The sequence below is a fragment of the Bacillus sp. RSS_NA_20 genome (assembly GCF_020165915.1).
GTDB classification, from domain to species: Bacteria; Bacillota; Bacilli; order Bacillales; family Bacillaceae; genus Bacillus; species Bacillus altitudinis.
This window is the reverse complement of record NZ_JAIUKW010000005.1, coordinates 2614788-2632493: the sequence shown is the minus strand read 5'-3', so window position 1 is coordinate 2632493 and position 17706 is coordinate 2614788. Positions and strand designations below refer to the sequence as shown.

The 17706-nt window shown below is 45.3% G+C and carries 12 protein-coding genes, 9 tRNA genes and 4 rRNA genes; all 25 read right to left on the bottom strand.

What is annotated here, in order from left to right:
• Positions 1–476: ribosomal RNA gene (locus LCD32_RS19180) — 16S ribosomal RNA — on the bottom strand; the annotation flags it as partial.
• Positions 477–603: 127 nt separating this feature from the next.
• Positions 604–679: transfer RNA gene (locus LCD32_RS19175), tRNA-Ala, on the bottom strand.
• Between the two features lie 8 nt (positions 680–687).
• Positions 688–764, bottom strand: a tRNA-Pro gene (locus LCD32_RS19170).
• A gap of 7 nt (positions 765–771) precedes the next feature.
• A tRNA-Arg gene (locus LCD32_RS19165) sits at positions 772–848 on the bottom strand.
• 11 nt (positions 849–859) lie between these two features.
• Positions 860–945 (bottom strand) — tRNA-Leu (locus tag LCD32_RS19160).
• Between the two features lie 12 nt (positions 946–957).
• Positions 958–1029: transfer RNA gene (locus LCD32_RS19155), tRNA-Gly, on the bottom strand.
• Between the two features lie 30 nt (positions 1030–1059).
• A tRNA-Leu gene (locus LCD32_RS19150) sits at positions 1060–1142 on the bottom strand.
• Between the two features lie 7 nt (positions 1143–1149).
• Positions 1150–1225: transfer RNA gene (locus LCD32_RS19145), tRNA-Lys, on the bottom strand.
• 37 nt (positions 1226–1262) lie between these two features.
• A tRNA-Thr gene (locus LCD32_RS19140) sits at positions 1263–1338 on the bottom strand.
• 33 nt (positions 1339–1371) lie between these two features.
• A tRNA-Val gene (locus LCD32_RS19135) sits at positions 1372–1447 on the bottom strand.
• Positions 1448–2202: 755 nt separating this feature from the next.
• A 5S ribosomal RNA gene (rrf, locus tag LCD32_RS19130) occupies positions 2203–2318 on the bottom strand.
• Between the two features lie 61 nt (positions 2319–2379).
• Positions 2380–5310: ribosomal RNA gene (locus tag LCD32_RS19125) — 23S ribosomal RNA — on the bottom strand.
• Positions 5311–5491: 181 nt separating this feature from the next.
• Positions 5492–7040, bottom strand: a 16S ribosomal RNA gene (locus LCD32_RS19120).
• A 342-nt stretch (positions 7041–7382) separates the two neighbouring features.
• The gene (gene lysS, locus LCD32_RS19115) at positions 7383–8882 is read right to left on the bottom strand and encodes a lysine--tRNA ligase (RefSeq protein ID WP_025206611.1); all 1500 of its coding nucleotides are present in this window, start codon (positions 8880–8882) and stop codon (positions 7383–7385) included.
• Between the two features lie 90 nt (positions 8883–8972).
• Positions 8973–9974, bottom strand: a complete 1002-nt coding sequence (dusB, locus tag LCD32_RS19110; protein WP_035391540.1) for a tRNA dihydrouridine synthase DusB — start codon at positions 9972–9974, stop codon at positions 8973–8975.
• On the bottom strand, positions 9967–10200 hold the full coding sequence (locus LCD32_RS19105) for a helix-turn-helix domain-containing protein (RefSeq protein WP_008341798.1): 234 nt from the start codon (positions 10198–10200) through the stop codon (positions 9967–9969). The genes dusB and LCD32_RS19105 overlap by 8 nt, the downstream gene beginning before the upstream one ends.
• On the bottom strand, positions 10152–10655 hold the full coding sequence (gene folK, locus LCD32_RS19100; protein WP_007496156.1) for a 2-amino-4-hydroxy-6-hydroxymethyldihydropteridine diphosphokinase: 504 nt from the start codon (positions 10653–10655) through the stop codon (positions 10152–10154). Before folK ends, LCD32_RS19105 begins: the two co-directional genes overlap by 49 nt.
• Entirely contained in the window at positions 10652–11014 is a 363-nt protein-coding gene (gene folB, locus LCD32_RS19095) for a dihydroneopterin aldolase (RefSeq protein ID WP_082181626.1), read from the bottom strand. The genes folK and folB overlap by 4 nt, the downstream gene beginning before the upstream one ends.
• Positions 11007–11864, bottom strand: a complete 858-nt coding sequence (folP, locus tag LCD32_RS19090) for a dihydropteroate synthase (RefSeq protein WP_224564526.1) — start codon at positions 11862–11864, stop codon at positions 11007–11009. Before folP ends, folB begins: the two co-directional genes overlap by 8 nt.
• A 9-nt stretch (positions 11865–11873) precedes the next feature.
• A complete protein-coding gene (pabC, locus tag LCD32_RS19085) occupies positions 11874–12722 on the bottom strand; it encodes an aminodeoxychorismate lyase (protein ID WP_060780673.1) in 849 nt (282 codons plus the stop codon).
• Positions 12719–13312, bottom strand: coding sequence for an aminodeoxychorismate/anthranilate synthase component II (gene pabA, locus LCD32_RS19080; RefSeq protein ID WP_007496162.1), 594 nt, complete (start codon positions 13310–13312; stop codon positions 12719–12721). The genes pabC and pabA overlap by 4 nt, the downstream gene beginning before the upstream one ends.
• Before the next feature lie 13 nt (positions 13313–13325).
• A complete protein-coding gene (locus tag LCD32_RS19075) occupies positions 13326–14744 on the bottom strand; it encodes an anthranilate synthase component I family protein (RefSeq protein ID WP_017366445.1) in 1419 nt (472 codons plus the stop codon).
• Between the two features lie 124 nt (positions 14745–14868).
• Entirely contained in the window at positions 14869–15792 is a 924-nt protein-coding gene (cysK, locus tag LCD32_RS19070; RefSeq protein WP_008341814.1) for a cysteine synthase A, read from the bottom strand.
• A 77-nt stretch (positions 15793–15869) separates the two neighbouring features.
• Positions 15870–16778 carry a peptidyl-prolyl cis-trans isomerase gene (locus LCD32_RS19065; protein WP_035391546.1) on the bottom strand — a complete coding sequence of 303 codons (909 nt, stop codon included), beginning with the start codon at positions 16776–16778 and terminating at the stop codon, positions 15870–15872.
• 46 nt (positions 16779–16824) lie between these two features.
• A complete protein-coding gene (gene hslO, locus LCD32_RS19060; RefSeq protein WP_007496169.1) occupies positions 16825–17700 on the bottom strand; it encodes an Hsp33 family molecular chaperone HslO in 876 nt (291 codons plus the stop codon).
• Positions 17701–17706: the final 6 nt, after the last annotated feature.

Here is a 17706-nt window from a genome sequence, read left to right as displayed (position 1 = left end):
CAGTTACTCTTGCACTTGTTCTTCCCTAACAACAGAGCTTTACGATCCGAAAACCTTCATCACTCACGCGGCGTTGCTCCGTCAGACTTTCGTCCATTGCGGAAGATTCCCTACTGCTGCCTCCCGTAGGAGTCTGGGCCGTGTCTCAGTCCCAGTGTGGCCGATCACCCTCTCAGGTCGGCTACGCATCGTCGCCTTGGTGAGCCGTTACCTCACCAACTAGCTAATGCGCCGCGGGTCCATCTGTAAGTGACAGCCGAAACCGTCTTTCATCCTTGAACCATGCGGTTCAAGGAACTATCCGGTATTAGCTCCGGTTTCCCGGAGTTATCCCAGTCTTACAGGCAGGTTACCCACGTGTTACTCACCCGTCCGCCGCTAACATCCGGGAGCAAGCTCCCTTCTGTCCGCTCGACTTGCATGTATTAGGCACGCCGCCAGCGTTCGTCCTGAGCCAGGATCAAACTCTCCGAAAAAGTACAAAACCGAAGTTTTGTTTTTCGTCAGCGTTTGACTGACTACCTATGATGTATCATAGGATTTTTTTATAAAAACTCGAATTAACAGGTACGTTTTGTCTTGTTTAGTTTTCAAAGATCATATTGGTGGAGCCTAGCGGGATCGAACCGCTGACCTCCTGCGTGCAAGGCAGGCGCTCTCCCAGCTGAGCTAAGGCCCCATAAAAGATGGTCGGGAAGACAGGATTCGAACCTGCGACCCCTTGGTCCCAAACCAAGTGCTCTACCAAGCTGAGCTACTTCCCGATCTTAATGGCGCGCCCGAGAGGAGTCGAACCCCTAACCTTTTGATCCGTAGTCAAACGCTCTATCCAATTGAGCTACGGGCGCTTATTTTATAATGCCGAGGGCCGGACTTGAACCGGCACGGTAGTCACCTACCGCAGGATTTTAAGTCCTGTGTGTCTGCCAATTCCACCACCCCGGCGTGGATGGTATAAGCGGAAGACGGGATTCGAACCCGCGACCCCCACCTTGGCAAGGTGGTGTTCTACCACTGAACTACTTCCGCATTACAGGATTTCTTTATGTTGTTTGGCAATGCGGGTGAAGGGACTTGAACCCCCACGTCATAAAGACACTAGATCCTAAGTCTAGCGCGTCTGCCAATTCCGCCACACCCGCATGAAAATGGTGAGCCATGAAGGACTCGAACCTTCGACCCTCTGATTAAAAGTCAGATGCTCTACCAACTGAGCTAATGGCTCGCTTTTAAAGCGACTTGTCTATCTTACCATATGAAAGTGGTGCCGGCAAGAGGACTTGAACCCCCAACCTACTGATTACAAGTCAGTTGCTCTACCAGTTGAGCTACACCGGCTTTATCTATCCTAACATTATGTAAGAATAAATATGGTGGAGGATGACGGGCTCGAACCGCCGACCCTCTGCTTGTAAGGCAGATGCTCTCCCAGCTGAGCTAATCCTCCATATTGTGTCGTTTCGAATGTCTCTCGATCTGACAAATAGTATTATATAACGATAAGATATTGTTTGTAAAGACTTTTTTAAAATAATTTTTGAATTTATTTTAAAGCTGTTTTTTCACATCTTTTCGTTAAGGCACCTAAAGAAGTTTACCACTTGTCTCTTCATTTTAAAAGCCTTTTTTTCATTTTTTTATGTTTTTTTGTTAAAAAGGGTATTAATAGCGCTTTCTCAAAGTAAAAACAGCTCTTTTAAAGCTGAAAAATGTTTGTTTTATTCCTTAAATCCTCAGATAACGTGCATATAGAAACGAATTTTTTTATTATTTTATTTTTCCGAGAAACCATTTTGTATATTTGCTTTATATTCAATTGATAATGTTCCCTTGCATCATCAATTATTTTGTTGCTTAACTCAAATCTTCTTCCTCTCTCTCATTAGAAAACCAAGATGCCCTTTGCTCTCTTATGTAGGTTTCAATGATCTAGCAGCAAGCGCAGTTCGCTACATATGGTTGCCAGAGGAGAAGATCCTTTTTAGACATGTTTACTCTTTTGATGTTGACTCTTAGCAAGATGAGCGAGCGACGAGATTGAATGATAAGAATTTTATAGAATGTCTAGAATTCCAGTGAAGGGGATGAAATCAATGAGTTATTGAGAATGTAGTGAAAGACCACTATTTTCAATATAAATAGATATATCATTTATTAAAACACAAAAAAGACCAGTTCCGACTGGAACTGATCCTTTGAAAAGCTTGGCGGCGTCCTACTCTCACAGGGGGAAACCCCCAACTACCATCGGCGCTGAAGAGCTTAACTTCCGTGTTCGGTATGGGAACGGGTGTGACCTCTTCGCTATCGCCACCAAACCTGATGGAGAGAATGTTCTCTCAAAACTAGATAACAACGTTCATTTTTCACATTAGAATATAGGTTAAGTCCTCGATCTATTAGTATCTGTCAGCTCCACGTGTCACCACGCTTCCACCTCAGACCTATCAACCTGATCATCTTTCAGGGATCTTACTTCCTTGCGGAATGGGAAATCTCATCTTGAGGGGGGCTTCATGCTTAGATGCTTTCAGCACTTATCCCGTCCGCACATAGCTACCCAGCGATGCCCTTGGCAGAACAACTGGTACACCAGCGGTGCGTCCATCCCGGTCCTCTCGTACTAAGGACAGCTCCTCTCAAATTTCCTGCGCCCGCGACGGATAGGGACCGAACTGTCTCACGACGTTCTGAACCCAGCTCGCGTACCGCTTTAATGGGCGAACAGCCCAACCCTTGGGACCGACTACAGCCCCAGGATGCGATGAGCCGACATCGAGGTGCCAAACCTCCCCGTCGATGTGGACTCTTGGGGGAGATAAGCCTGTTATCCCCGGGGTAGCTTTTATCCGTTGAGCGATGGCCCTTCCATGCGGAACCACCGGATCACTAAGCCCGACTTTCGTCCCTGCTCGACTTGTAGGTCTCGCAGTCAAGCTCCCTTGTGCCTTTACACTCTGCGAATGATTTCCAACCATTCTGAGGGAACCTTTGGGCGCCTCCGTTACATTTTAGGAGGCGACCGCCCCAGTCAAACTGCCCACCTGACACTGTCTCCCTGCCCGATAAGGGCAGCGGGTTAGAAGGTCAATACAGCCAGGGTAGTATCCCACCGATGCCTCCACCGAAGCTAGCGCTCCGGTTTCCAAGGCTCCTACCTATCCTGTACAAGCTGTACCAACATTCAATATCAGGCTGCAGTAAAGCTCCACGGGGTCTTTCCGTCCTGTCGCGGGTAACCTGCATCTTCACAGGTACTATAATTTCACCGAGTCTCTCGTTGAGACAGTGCCCAGATCGTTGCGCCTTTCGTGCGGGTCGGAACTTACCCGACAAGGAATTTCGCTACCTTAGGACCGTTATAGTTACGGCCGCCGTTTACTGGGGCTTCAATTCGCACCTTCGCTTACGCTAAGCGCTCCTCTTAACCTTCCAGCACCGGGCAGGCGTCAGCCCCTATACTTCGCCTTACGGCTTCGCAGAGACCTGTGTTTTTGCTAAACAGTCGCCTGGGCCTATTCACTGCGGCTTCTCGGGGCTTTAACACCCTAAGAAGCACCCCTTCTCCCGAAGTTACGGGGTCATTTTGCCGAGTTCCTTAACGAGAGTTCTCTCGATCACCTTAGGATTCTCTCCTCGCCTACCTGTGTCGGTTTGCGGTACGGGCACCTCTCACCTCGCTAGAGGCTTTTCTTGGCAGTGTGGAATCAGGAACTTCGCTACTAAATTTCGCTCGCCATCACAGCTCAGCCTTCACGGGAAACGGATTTGCCTATTTCCCAGCCTAACTGCTTGGACGCGGATATCCAATACCGCGCTTACCCTATCCTCCTGCGTCCCCCCATTGCTCAAATGGTGAGGAGGTGGTACAGGAATATCAACCTGTTGTCCATCGCCTACGCCTTTCGGCCTCGGCTTAGGTCCCGACTAACCCTGAGCGGACGAGCCTTCCTCAGGAAACCTTAGGCATTCGGTGGACGGGATTCTCACCCGTCTTTCGCTACTCATACCGGCATTCTCACTTCTAAGCGCTCCACCAGTCCTTCCGGTCTGACTTCACTGCACTTAGAACGCTCTCCTACCACTGTTCGTAAGAACAGTCCGCAGCTTCGGTGATACGTTTAGCCCCGGTACATTTTCGGCGCAGAGTCACTCGACCAGTGAGCTATTACGCACTCTTTAAATGGTGGCTGCTTCTAAGCCAACATCCTGGTTGTCTAAGCAACTCCACATCCTTTTCCACTTAACGTATACTTTGGGACCTTAGCTGGCGGTCTGGGCTGTTTCCCTTTCGACTACGGATCTTATCACTCGCAGTCTGACTCCCAAGGATAAGTCATCGGCATTCGGAGTTTGACTGAATTCGGTAACCCGGTAGGGGCCCCTAGTCCAATCAGTGCTCTACCTCCGAGACTCTTACCTTGAGGCTAGCCCTAAAGCTATTTCGGAGAGAACCAGCTATCTCCAGGTTCGATTGGCATTTCACCCCTACCCACACCTCATCCCCGCACTTTTCAACGTGCGTGGGTTCGGGCCTCCATTCAGTGTTACCTGAACTTCACCCTGGACATGGGTAGATCACCTGGTTTCGGGTCTACGACCACGTACTCATGCGCCCTATTCAGACTCGCTTTCGCTGCGGCTCCGCATCTTCTGCTTAACCTTGCACGGGATCGTAACTCGCCGGTTCATTCTACAAAAGGCACGCCATCACCCGTTAACGGGCTCTGACTACTTGTAGGCACACGGTTTCAGGATCTATTTCACTCCCCTTCCGGGGTGCTTTTCACCTTTCCCTCACGGTACTGGTTCACTATCGGTCACTAGGGAGTATTTAGCCTTGGGAGATGGTCCTCCCGGATTCCGACGGAATTTCACGTGTTCCGCCGTACTCAGGATCCACTCTGGAGAGAACAACATTTCAGTTACAGGGCTGTTACCTTCTTTGGCGGGCCTTTCCAGACCTCTTCGCTTATATCGTTCCTTTGTAACTCCGTATAGAGTGTCCTACAACCCCAAGAGGCAAGCCTCTTGGTTTGGGCTGTTCCCGTTTCGCTCGCCGCTACTCAGGGAATCGCATTTGCTTTCTCTTCCTCCGGGTACTTAGATGTTTCAGTTCCCCGGGTATGCCTTCTCATACTCTATGTATTCAAGTATGGATACTACTCCATTACGAGCAGTGGGTTTCCCCATTCGGAAATCTCCGGATCAAAGCTTGCTTACAGCTCCCCGAAGCATATCGGTGTTCGTCCCGTCCTTCATCGGCTCCTAGTGCCAAGGCATCCACCGTGCGCCCTTTCTAACTTAACCATTTCTTACTTTAGAAAGAATCACTATGTGTGATGAACTTTGCATTGCATTCAATGTGAATGTATTACTTATTGTTATCTAGTTTTCAAAGAACAATCCTGTCTCGCTAGAGACATGTTTGAAGGAATGATCCTTCAAAACTAAACAAGACGAAAACGCACGCTGCTCCATATATCCTTAGAAAGGAGGTGATCCAGCCGCACCTTCCGATACGGCTACCTTGTTACGACTTCACCCCAATCATCTGCCCCACCTTCGGCGGCTGGCTCCATAAAGGTTACCTCACCGACTTCGGGTGTTGCAAACTCTCGTGGTGTGACGGGCGGTGTGTACAAGGCCCGGGAACGTATTCACCGCGGCATGCTGATCCGCGATTACTAGCGATTCCAGCTTCACGCAGTCGAGTTGCAGACTGCGATCCGAACTGAGAACAGATTTATGGGATTGGCTAAACCTTGCGGTCTCGCAGCCCTTTGTTCTGTCCATTGTAGCACGTGTGTAGCCCAGGTCATAAGGGGCATGATGATTTGACGTCATCCCCACCTTCCTCCGGTTTGTCACCGGCAGTCACCTTAGAGTGCCCAACTAAATGCTGGCAACTAAGATCAAGGGTTGCGCTCGTTGCGGGACTTAACCCAACATCTCACGACACGAGCTGACGACAACCATGCACCACCTGTCACTCTGTCCCCGAAGGGAAAGCCCTATCTCTAGGGTTGTCAGAGGATGTCAAGACCTGGTAAGGTTCTTCGCGTTGCTTCGAATTAAACCACATGCTCCACCGCTTGTGCGGGCCCCCGTCAATTCCTTTGAGTTTCAGTCTTGCGACCGTACTCCCCAGGCGGAGTGCTTAATGCGTTAGCTGCAGCACTAAGGGGCGGAAACCCCCTAACACTTAGCACTCATCGTTTACGGCGTGGACTACCAGGGTATCTAATCCTGTTCGCTCCCCACGCTTTCGCTCCTCAGCGTCAGTTACAGACCAGAGAGTCGCCTTCGCCACTGGTGTTCCTCCACATCTCTACGCATTTCACCGCTACACGTGGAATTCCACTCTCCTCTTCTGCACTCAAGTTTCCCAGTTTCCAATGACCCTCCCCGGTTGAGCCGGGGGCTTTCACATCAGACTTAAGAAACCGCCTGCGAGCCCTTTACGCCCAATAATTCCGGACAACGCTTGCCACCTACGTATTACCGCGGCTGCTGGCACGTAGTTAGCCGTGGCTTTCTGGTTAGGTACCGTCAAGGTGCAAGCAGTTACTCTTGCACTTGTTCTTCCCTAACAACAGAGCTTTACGATCCGAAAACCTTCATCACTCACGCGGCGTTGCTCCGTCAGACTTTCGTCCATTGCGGAAGATTCCCTACTGCTGCCTCCCGTAGGAGTCTGGGCCGTGTCTCAGTCCCAGTGTGGCCGATCACCCTCTCAGGTCGGCTACGCATCGTCGCCTTGGTGAGCCGTTACCTCACCAACTAGCTAATGCGCCGCGGGTCCATCTGTAAGTGACAGCCGAAACCGTCTTTCATCCTTGAACCATGCGGTTCAAGGAACTATCCGGTATTAGCTCCGGTTTCCCGGAGTTATCCCAGTCTTACAGGCAGGTTACCCACGTGTTACTCACCCGTCCGCCGCTAACATCCGGGAGCAAGCTCCCTTCTGTCCGCTCGACTTGCATGTATTAGGCACGCCGCCAGCGTTCGTCCTGAGCCAGGATCAAACTCTCCGAAAAAGTTCAAAACCGAAGTTTTGTTTTTCGCCAGTTTGACTGACTACCTATGAAATATCATAGGATTTTTTTATAAAAACTCGAATTAACAGGTACGTTTTGTCTTGTTTAGTTTTCAAAGATCATTTTCTTTATCGCTCGTAAGCGACTTTAATATCTTAACATTTCGCTTCGGTTGAAGTCAAGAACTTTTTTCATTTTCTTTTTTCAACCTCGTTGCTGTTTTGCGGCAACGAATAATAATATACCATCTGGATTCTTTCCTTGCAATAGTTTTTTTAAAAAAAGTTTCATTTTATGAAAAATAGAAAGCGCCATAAATAAAATGGCGCTTTGGTTGATGTATTAGCGGTTTCTCATTTGTGGGAAAAGCAGTACATCTCTGATTGATGGAGAATTTGTTAAAAGCATGATTAATCGGTCGATTCCGATTCCTAGACCACCTGTTGGAGGCATACCGTATTCTAACGCTTCAACAAAATCGTCATCCATTAGATGTGCTTCGTCGTTTCCTTCTTCACGTTCTTTTAATTGAGCTTCAAAGCGTTCTCTTTGATCGATCGGATCGTTTAGCTCTGTGAATGCATTTGCATGCTCGCGGCGTACGATAAACAGCTCAAAGCGATCAGTAAAGCGCGGGTCTTCAGGATTTTTCTTAGCTAATGGAGAAATCTCCACTGGGTGTCCGTAAATGAATGTAGGCTGAACCAATGTTTCTTCTACTTTTTGCTCGAAGAACTCATTGATAATATGACCTACTGTCATATTTTTCGTGATTTCAACACCATGATCAGCCGCATGCTGTTTTGCTTCTTCAACAGACATCTCCTGCCAGAAGTCTACACCTGTTGCTTCTTTGACCGCTTCAACCATATGAAGTCTCTTCCATTCAGGTTTGAGATCAATTTCATCTTCTCCATATTGAATGGTTGTTGTCCCTAGCACCTCTTGGGCAATATGAGCAATCAGGTTTTCTGTCAGATTCATGATGTCTTTGTAGTCTGCGTATGCTTCATACAGCTCGATCATAGTGAATTCTGGGTTGTGACGAGTCGATACACCTTCATTACGGAATACACGGCCAATCTCATATACTTTCTCTAGACCACCGACAATCAGACGTTTTAAATGCAGCTCGATCGCAATACGCATATAAAGCGGCATATCAAGTGCATTGTGATGAGTAATGAAAGGACGCGCTGATGCACCACCAGGGATGCTATGCATTGTTGGTGTTTCAACTTCTAGGTATCCTTTTGAATCTAAGTATCTTCTCATTGATTGAATGATTTTGCTTCGCATGATGAACGTCTGCTTACTTTCTGGATTGACAATCAAGTCAAGGTAACGCTGACGATAGCGTTGTTCTACATCTTTTAGTCCGTGATATTTATCAGGGAGCGGGCGAAGTGCTTTTGTCAGAACCTCAAAGCTAGTCGCTTTAATTGAAAGTTCTCCTACATTCGTTTTAAATACGGTTCCCGTCACACCGATAATATCGCCTAGGTCCGAGCTTTTGAATAATTCGTAAGCTTCTTCTCCTACACTATCTTTACGTACATAGATTTGAATTTGTCCTTCTAAGTCTTGAATGTGTGCAAAGCCAGCTTTCCCTTTTCCACGCTTTGTCATCATACGGCCAGCAATTGTTACTTGAGCTGCTTTTTCTTCTAAGTCTTCTTTTGAAAACTCGTCATATTCAGCAATAATTTGTGCAGATTGATGAGAACGGTCATATCGTTCACCGAATGGATCGATACCCTCTTCTCTCATTTTATTCATTTTGTCACGTCTTACTTGGAATTGATCATTTAATTCTTCGTTATTAAGCCCTTCATTACTCATTTATATCACTCCAATAATGTATTTTGCAGAGAAAAGCAGAAAAACTGCCAGTACGTGCACTAGCAGTGAGCTACAAAAAGAAAGATAGTCTTATCCTACTTTTATTCTTTGAAGCTCTTTTGCCTCGGCTTCGATCGTAAAGTCATCTAGAACTTTTACAAGCTCCGCTCTCGTTTCACTTTGATTGATTTGGTTTCTTACATCTGCATTGCCTCGGACACCTTTTAAGTACCATGCTGCATGTTTTCTCATTTCTCTGACAGCCACATGCTCGCCTTTCAGGTCTATGAGTCTGTCTAAGTGAAGTTTGCACACAGACATTTTCTCACGCACATTAGGCTCTTCTTTTAGTTCACCCGTTTCTAAATAATGAACCGTCCGGTAAATCATCCACGGGTTTCCTAGTGCGGCTCTTCCGATCATGACAGCATCTGCACCCGTTTCATCAAGCATACGTTTTGCATCCTGAGGGGTTTTGACATCTCCATTGCCGATGACTGGAATGGAAACAGATTGTTTGACCTCTTTTATAATATCCCAATTCGCTGTTCCTTCGTACATCTGCACACGTGTCCGTCCGTGAAGCGCAACCGCTTGTCCACCTGCTCGTTCAACAGCACGGGCATTGTCGATAGCGAAGATATGGTCTTCGTCCCAGCCCATTCTCATTTTCACCGTAACAGGTTTATCTACAGCATCTACAACAGCAGAGACCATTTCATAAATCTTGTTTGGATCAAGCAGCCATTTCGCTCCTGCATCACATTTCGTGATCTTTGGTACAGGACATCCCATATTAATATCAATAATGTCCGCCGTTGTATTCTGGTCTACAAACTTGGCCGCTTCTACGAGCGTGTCCTTTTCTCCCCCAAATATCTGAAGGCTCAACGGTTTTTCACGTTCATCAATGTACAGCATGCCCATCGTTCTGGCATTATTAATCAAGATCGCTTTGTCACTGACCATTTCAGCGCAGACTAAGCCCGCTCCAAACTCTTTCACCGTGAGTCTGAAAGCAGAGTTACACACACCAGCCATTGGTGCGAGCACTACTTTGTTTTTAATTTCGATATCTCCGATTTTAAACATCATGTCCCCTCCTTTCTTCTTCAAGAATTGGTGAAAGTTCTTCCACCGTTATATTTAAAGCATCTGCTATTTGACCAACCATTTGGTTTGTTGGTAATCGATTGCCTCGCTCAATTTCCCCTAAGACAGAGACAGAGATGCCCAGTCTTTTGGCGAACCCTTCCTGAGTATACCCTTTTAGCTTTCGGTATGCACGAATTCTTCTACCCCACATGTCTTTTTCCATATGCTTACACCTTCTTGGTCTGTTACGGCGTTTATCTGGGCTTCGCCGATTTCTGGGCAAATCTCACTCATCGGAACAAGAACGAATAAACGTTCGTACATTCTAGGATGCGGCACTACAAGTTGTTCTGTTTCAATATTTTCACGATTATAAAGTAAAATGTCAAGGTCAGCTGTCCGTGGACCCCACCTCACTTCTCTTGTTCTGCCTAACTCCTGCTCAATGTTCTGAGTCAGTGATAGAAGTTCTTCAGGACGAAGCGAGGTGGAAATCTTCACAGCCATGTTCAAGAAGTCATCCTGATTCTCGTAGCCTACAGGTGTTGTCTCATATATAGATGAAATGGATTCAACTTGAACACCTGGATGTTCGTGAAGTTTTTTGACAGCTTCTTTTAAGTATGTTTCCTTTTTTCCTATGTTTGAGCCTAAAGCGATATATGCTGTATTGTTCATGCGCGTGATCTCGTCATTTCAATGGCAACGGACTGATAGTGTCCTGGAATTGGCGGATCTGGTTTGATTACTTTTACTGTACATTCTTGAACTGTCGAAAAGTCCTTTAACACTTGATTTGCAATTCTTTCCGTCAGCGTTTCAACGAGGTTCACTGGGACTCCTTCTACAATATTTTTGCAGATGTTGTAGAGCTCAGCATAGTTGATGGTCTCATTTAGGTCATCCGTTTGTCCTGCCTTACTTAAATCAAGTGAAGCTGTTAGGTCCACACGAAAGCGCTGGCCTAGTTTATTCTCTTCTGCAAATACACCGTGATAGCCGTAAAATTCCATTCCGTTTACATATACTTTATCGATGATAAGCGCCTCCTTTATTCAGCATGGCATCCATCATTTTTGCCATTCTTGCGATTTCTTTTACATCGTGCACTCGGACCATTGCGCTGCCCTTTTGAATCCCAAGACAGACCGTTGCACCCGTTCCTTCAGTACGTTCTTCAGGCGGCAGGTCTAAAACTGCACCGATGAATCGTTTGCGGGATGTTGCTAGCAGCAGCGGATACCCAAGGTGACAAAAATGTTCAAGTTCATTCATGACCATGAGGTTGTCAGTTTTATTTTTCGCAAATCCTACACCAGGGTCTAATATAATCATGTCATCACGGACACCCGCTTGTTTCACAATTTGAACACTTTCTTTCAGATCTGCAATCATATCTGAAATCAGATGGGTGTAATTCCGCTCTGGTCGATTGTGCATTAAGATGATTGGCACGTTGTGCTTCGCTGCCACATGCGCCATTTGAGGATCAGCTTTCGCCCCCCATACATCATTAATGATTGAGGCTCCTGCTTTCACTGCCTCATCTGCGACATGGGCTTTATACGTATCAATAGAAATAGGTATGTCCAATTCTTTTGTGATCTTCTCAATGACAGGAATGACCCTTGAAAGCTCCTCTTGCTCTGAGACAAGTGCCGCTCCCGGCCGAGTCGATTCACCGCCAATATCAATAATATGCGCCCCATCTTCTATGAGCTGCGCTGCATGAACCAGCGCTTTATCCATTTGATTGAATTTTCCTCCATCTGAAAAAGAGTCCGGTGTGACATTTAAAATGCCCATGACCAATGTCTTTTCTTCATAACTAAGGGTATGGTGCTTGGCTTGTATGATTTTAGGCTGTTTTATCAATTGTTGTGTCATTGTGTCCACCTACTCTTTATAGTCTAGACGTGCTTTTGTATATTCTGTTCTCAGCTTGGTCGAAATCGTTCGGTTGTGGTTTTGCAGGACGGTGTCTCCGATATTTTTAAAAGGCACAATTCCCTGAACCGAATTGGTCATCCACGCCTCATCAGCTGAGAGCAAGTGTGAAAGTGGATATCTTCCTTCTATTAGTGAGATCCCCGAAGCTCGCAGCGTTTCGATACAATATCGACGGGTAACCCCGTTTAAAATGCCGGTATCAAGTGAAGGTGTATAGATCACATCTTTTTTTCGCCAAAATAGATTTGACGTAATTCCTTCTGCCACATCGTCTTCTTTTGTTAAAAAGATCCCTTCTACAGACGGATCGTTCCCTACTTCTCTTTTCGCCAGCAGGTTGTTCATGTAATGATGCGACTTGAGCCGTCTTGGACCTTCCGGTGTGTTTCTTCTTGTATCAAGAATGATTCCCTGTTTTTCATCTACTATTGATTCTGGCCGGAATGGGGAGATCATCACAAAAACAACAGGCTCCTCATAAGGGTCTGCAGAAAATCCATTGCCTCTGCCCGCAGAAACGTTGAAGCGGATCCTCGCATAACCGTCCGTTATTTGGTTTTGATTGAATAATGTATGAATGATGTCGAGTACAAATGGTTTCTCTATTGTGGATTCGATGCAAAGGTCACGCAATGATTGATTGAGCCTTTCAAGATGCCAGTCTAACAAGAAGACTTGTCCTGCTAGAGAGGTAAATGTTTCGAATACACCGATGCCATATAGAAAACCATGATCAAAAGGAGAAAGAGTCGCGTCTTTCTCCTCTATATACTGACCGTTCAGGTAAATGATCATGCGTTTACTTCATTCCCCTTTTTACGATAGGTTTCAATGAAATTTCTGAGCATTTCTTTACCGAAGGACGTCATAATCGATTCTGGATGGAATTGAACACTTTCAATCGGAAGTTCTTTATGGCGAATGGCCATGAGTTCGCCTTCCTTTGTTCTCGCTGTTCTGACAAAGCACTCCGGTAGCGTCTCGTCTTTAACAATTAATGAATGATATCTCGTTGCGACGAGCGGATTTTGGAGTCCCGTGAAGACACCTTTGCCGTCATGTTCAATCTCTGATGTTTTCCCATGCATTAACCGCTCCGCACGAATGACATCTCCACCAAATACTTGTGCAATGGATTGATGACCTAAACAGACACCGAAGATCGGAATCTTCCCAGCAAAATGTTTGATCGCTTCCATACTAATTCCTGCTTCATCCGGACTGCAAGGTCCTGGAGAAATCATCAGAAAGTCAGGCTTGAGCTCTTCGATTTCTTGAATAGTGACTTGATCGTTTCGTTTTACAATCAGTTCTTCCCCAAGCTCACCTAAATACTGGACCAGGTTGTACGTAAATGAATCGTAATTATCAATCATTAATATCATACTCTGCTCACCTCTAACTCAAAATAGTCTCTTCTTTGCTCAACTGTAATGCTTTTTTCACTGCATAGGCTTTTTTAATCGATTCTTTGTATTCGTGCTTTGGTACAGAATCGATGACAATGCCTGCACCTGACTGCATGAAGGCTCTGCCCCCTGTACAATAAGCCGTACGAATGACGATATTAAAATGCATATCTTGATTGAATCCAAACCAGCCTATAGATCCAGTATAAAGCCCACGCCTTGTTGGCTCAAGTTCTTCTATGATTTCCATTGTTCTCACTTTTGGCGCACCTGTAATCGTGCCGCCTGGGAATACAGCTCTCATGACATCTACCGCATCACAATCATCACGCAGCTCCCCTTGGACATTTGATACAATGTGCATCACGTGTGAATATTTCTCAATGGCCATAAACTCGTTCACCTTGACTGAGCCATAAGTAGACACTCGTCCAAGATCATTCCGCTCAAGATCAACGAGCATCACATGTTCTGCGCGTTCTTTTTCATCTTCAATGAGTTCTTTTGCCAGCGCTTGATCTTCCGCATCATCCTTGCCTCTTGATCTTGTGCCAGCGATCGGTCTTGTTTCGAGCTGAATGCCTTTTTTCTTAATAAGCAGCTCTGGAGATCCACAGACAATTTGGAAATCTGGCGTGTGCAGATATGACATATATGGAGATGGATTCACGTGACGTAATGTTTTGTATAAATGATATGGGTGGGTATGAAGCTGTTCATCTTGTCTAATGGATAGGTTCACTTGGAACACATCACCGTTCGCGATATATTGTTTAATCGTTTCTACAGCTACCCCGAAAGCTTCTTCAGTAAAAGGTGCAGCAGGTACACATTCCGAAGAAGACACGTTGACAGGTGAATGTGCTGATTCTTCTGATGTGCTTGTCCAGCTTTGCTTTAATTCTTCGAGTCTTTGATGAACTTCACTGACAGGTTCATCTCCTTCTGTATGAGTGATCAGCCAGAGGGCGTCTTCTTTATGATCAAAGACAGCGACATCATTGAATACGAGGAAATACAAATCAGGCGTCTTCAAATCATCGATGGACAGCATTTTGAAATGCTCGATATATCTTGCGTAATCATAGCTTAAAAATCCAATCGCTCCACCTTGGAAGTCAGGATATTCGTCGTTCGTTTCGGTTTGTAGGGTTTGAAACCAATCAGCAAATGCCCTGAAAGGATCTCCCTCTTTGAACAACACCTCATTCTGATAATGGATGGTGGTCATCCCGTCCTTCCCTTTCGCTTTAGCGATCGGATGAATGCCGGCAATACTGTATTCTCCGCCACGTGCACTTTCAAGAAGGACGTGATGTGATTCATGAGCCGTTAATTGTTCGTATCGTTTCAAGAATGCATCTTTCGTAAAAGGAATTTTGATGCCCATCGGCCTACGTTGTGTCATGTAATCATCCTTTTTTATTTTCATTAATCTTATTGTAATGCAATCCATTTTAATTAGAAAATAGTATTTGCTTTCCATCTTCAGAATTCATGAAAAAACCCCAGCAAATGCTGGGGTGTATTGTTTAATCAAATTGATAAAGCGGCGTACTAAGGTAACGTTCACCATTACTTGGAATAATCGCTAGAACCTTTTTCCCTTTACCAAGCTTCTTCGCTGTTTGAAGCGCTGCATAAATGGCTGCTCCTGAAGATATACCACCAAGGATTCCTTCTTCTTTCGCTGCCTTTCTTGCAAGTTCAAATGCATCTTCGTTTTTCACTTGGATAATGCCGTCATATACTTCTGTGTTTAAGATAGACGGAACAAACCCTGCTCCGATGCCTTGAATTTTATGCGGACCTGGTTTCCCGCCTGATAGTACAGGAGAATCTGTTGGTTCTACCGCATAAAGCTGAATAGATGGGATGGCTTCTTTCAGGACTTCACCAGCACCTGTAATCGTACCGCCCGTACCAACTCCTGCAATAAATGCATCAAGGTCGCCGTCAAACTGTTCAAGAATCTCTTTCCCTGTTGTGCGGCGGTGAATCTCAGCATTGGCTTCATTGCTGAACTGCTGAGGCATGAAGTATCCGTGCTCTTCTGCTAATTCTTCTGCTTTTTTGATGGCACCTTTCATTCCTTCTGCACCCGGTGTTAATACAAGCTCTGCACCGTAAGCGCGTAAAAGGTTGCGGCGCTCCTGACTCATTGTATCCGGCATAACTAAAATCGCATTGATTCCTTTTGCAGCCGCGACCATCGCAAGACCGATTCCTGTGTTTCCACTTGTTGGCTCAATGAGTGTGTCACCAGCTTTTAATGTACCTTTTGCTTCAGCATCTTCGATCATCGCTAACGCAATACGATCTTTTACACTGCTGCCTGGGTTCATATATTCAAGTTTCAAGTAGACATCCGCACTGTCTTCATCTACTAAACGGTTTAATTTAACGACTGGTGTATTTCCTATTAGTTCAAAAACTGAATTTGCAATACGAGCCATCACTAACACCTCTATCTCCGAGTAATTTTATTGTATTAATATTAAATTATCAATTTCGAAAAATTTTGTCAATGCTTTTAGTCCTGCTCTCCATCGTAAAACCATGTGACTTTTGCTTCTTTCCACAGGGTTTTGACATTCGCCTTTTCACCCAGATCTTCCATGGCGATCTGCCTTTTGATCTGATCTTTGACTTCTTCATAAGAGAAGGAGCGGCCATTTAATTTTTCTTTTAATTGTATGATGGCATAACCATTTTTGATCTCGATCGGCTCTTTCGTCCATTCATCTGGCTTAAGCTTTTGGGCTTCTTGTATGTATAGGGCTGGAATGCTTTCTTGCTCTTCTGTGACAAATCCAAGATCTCCGCCGTAAGGAGAGGTATATCGATCGGTGGATCGTTCAGCTGCTACAGCTTCGAAACTAGATCCGCCCTTTAAATCTTTTAATACACTTTGTGCCTCGTCTTTTGTTTTCACAACAATGTGGCGAATTCGGTATGAGTCATCATATTGATACAAGTCTTTGTTTTTTTCATAAAAGGATTTGGCTTCTTTTTCAGAAACGACCGCATCTCTCGTTAGAAGCTGTTCTAATAAAATTTGATAACGAATCTGCTCTTTCCATTCCTTTTCACTTGTATGACCGTCTTCATAGAAATTATTAGATACCGCTTTCAGCATCAGCAGCTCACGATTGATCTCTTTTGAAGATACCTCCAGCTTGTTTTCTTTCGCAAGCTGATTGACTACCTTCTGATTGATCATTTGTTCAAGTGTTGCCTTTCCGTAGCGGTCTTCCATTTTCTTTAACCATTCTTGACGTGTGACTTTCTCTTTCCCAATAGAAGCAATTTCTTCACCGCTCTTCCCATTTGAAGAAGCCTGCGACATTTGTGACTTTGTTAATACATATGCAATGACAACGGCATTAATCATGAGCAGAACGAGGATAAATGTCCACACCACTCTTGCTTTCAGTCTCATCTTTCGTCTCCTTTCCATTCTAAAAAGAAAACCCGCTGCTTAGAGCTTAGCGGGTTATTTCTTCACGTAGCTCTTCTAGCTCTTCTTTTGTAAATACATACGTTTCGTTACAAAAATGGCATTGAGCTTCTGCTTGTCCGTCTTGTTCAATCATATCCTCAATTTCGGCTTTCCCTAGGCTGATAATACCGTTGGCAAACCGTTCTTTTGAGCAGTTACAAGAAAATTCGACAGGTACAGTTTCTAAGATTTGAGGTTTTTCACCGAGCACTTCTTCTAAAATTTCTTCAGGAGTCATCCCTTTTTCAATCAGTTTAGAGATCGGTTCAATGGTTGATAATCTCTTTTCGAGTCTTTCGATGACTGCATCTTCAGTTCCAGGCAGCAATTGAATGATGAAACCGCCTGCTGCAAGGATCGAGTTGTCTGGATTGACAAGAACACCCACACCTACAGAGGATGGCACTTGTTCAGAGGAGACCAGGTAATAAGTAAAGTCATCTCCAATTTCACCTGAGACAATTTCCGTTTGCCCTGTAAAGTGGTCTTTCAGTCCGATATCTTTGACAACACTTAACGTTCCCGATGTTCCAACAGCACGTCTAACGTCCAGCTTCCCATGTTCATTTAAATCAAAGTGAACTTGTGGGTTTGAGACATATCCGCGCACCTGACCTTTTGCGTTTCCATCTGCAATGATGGCTCCGATCGGCCCACCGCCTTCAATTTTGACAGTTAATTTATTCTCGCCTTTCAGCATGGCTCCCATCATGACAGTCGCTGTCATTGTTCTGCCGATTGCAGCTGAAGCAGTTGGCCACGTATGGTGTCTTCTCTGCGCTTCGTTGATTGTATCTGTTGTGTTCGCAGCATACGCACGGACTTTCCCGTCATATGCTAACGCTTTAACTAAATAATCCATTTTGAT

Excerpts from the sequence above, each read along its gene's own strand:
- folK (WP_007496156.1), bottom strand. The coding sequence starts at position 10,655 with ATGAACAATACAGCATATATCGCTTTAGGCTCAAACATAGGAAAAAAG.
- LCD32_RS19065 (WP_035391546.1), bottom strand. The coding sequence starts at position 16,778 with ATGAGACTGAAAGCAAGAGTGGTGTGGACATTTATCCTCGTTCTGCTC.
- LCD32_RS19105 (WP_008341798.1), bottom strand. The coding sequence starts at position 10,200 with ATGGAAAAAGACATGTGGGGTAGAAGAATTCGTGCATACCGAAAGCTA.
- pabC (WP_060780673.1), bottom strand. The coding sequence starts at position 12,722 with ATGATCATTTACCTGAACGGTCAGTATATAGAGGAGAAAGACGCGACT.
- hslO (WP_007496169.1), bottom strand. The coding sequence starts at position 17,700 with ATGGATTATTTAGTTAAAGCGTTAGCATATGACGGGAAAGTCCGTGCG.
- LCD32_RS19075 (WP_017366445.1), bottom strand. The coding sequence starts at position 14,744 with ATGACACAACGTAGGCCGATGGGCATCAAAATTCCTTTTACGAAAGAT.
- pabA (WP_007496162.1), bottom strand. The coding sequence starts at position 13,312 with ATGATATTAATGATTGATAATTACGATTCATTTACGTACAACCTGGTC.
- dusB (WP_035391540.1), bottom strand. The coding sequence starts at position 9,974 with ATGTTTAAAATCGGAGATATCGAAATTAAAAACAAAGTAGTGCTCGCA.
- folP (WP_224564526.1), bottom strand. The coding sequence starts at position 11,864 with ATGACACAACAATTGATAAAACAGCCTAAAATCATACAAGCCAAGCAC.
- cysK (WP_008341814.1), bottom strand. The coding sequence starts at position 15,792 with ATGGCTCGTATTGCAAATTCAGTTTTTGAACTAATAGGAAATACACCA.
- lysS (WP_025206611.1), bottom strand. The coding sequence starts at position 8,882 with ATGAGTAATGAAGGGCTTAATAACGAAGAATTAAATGATCAATTCCAA.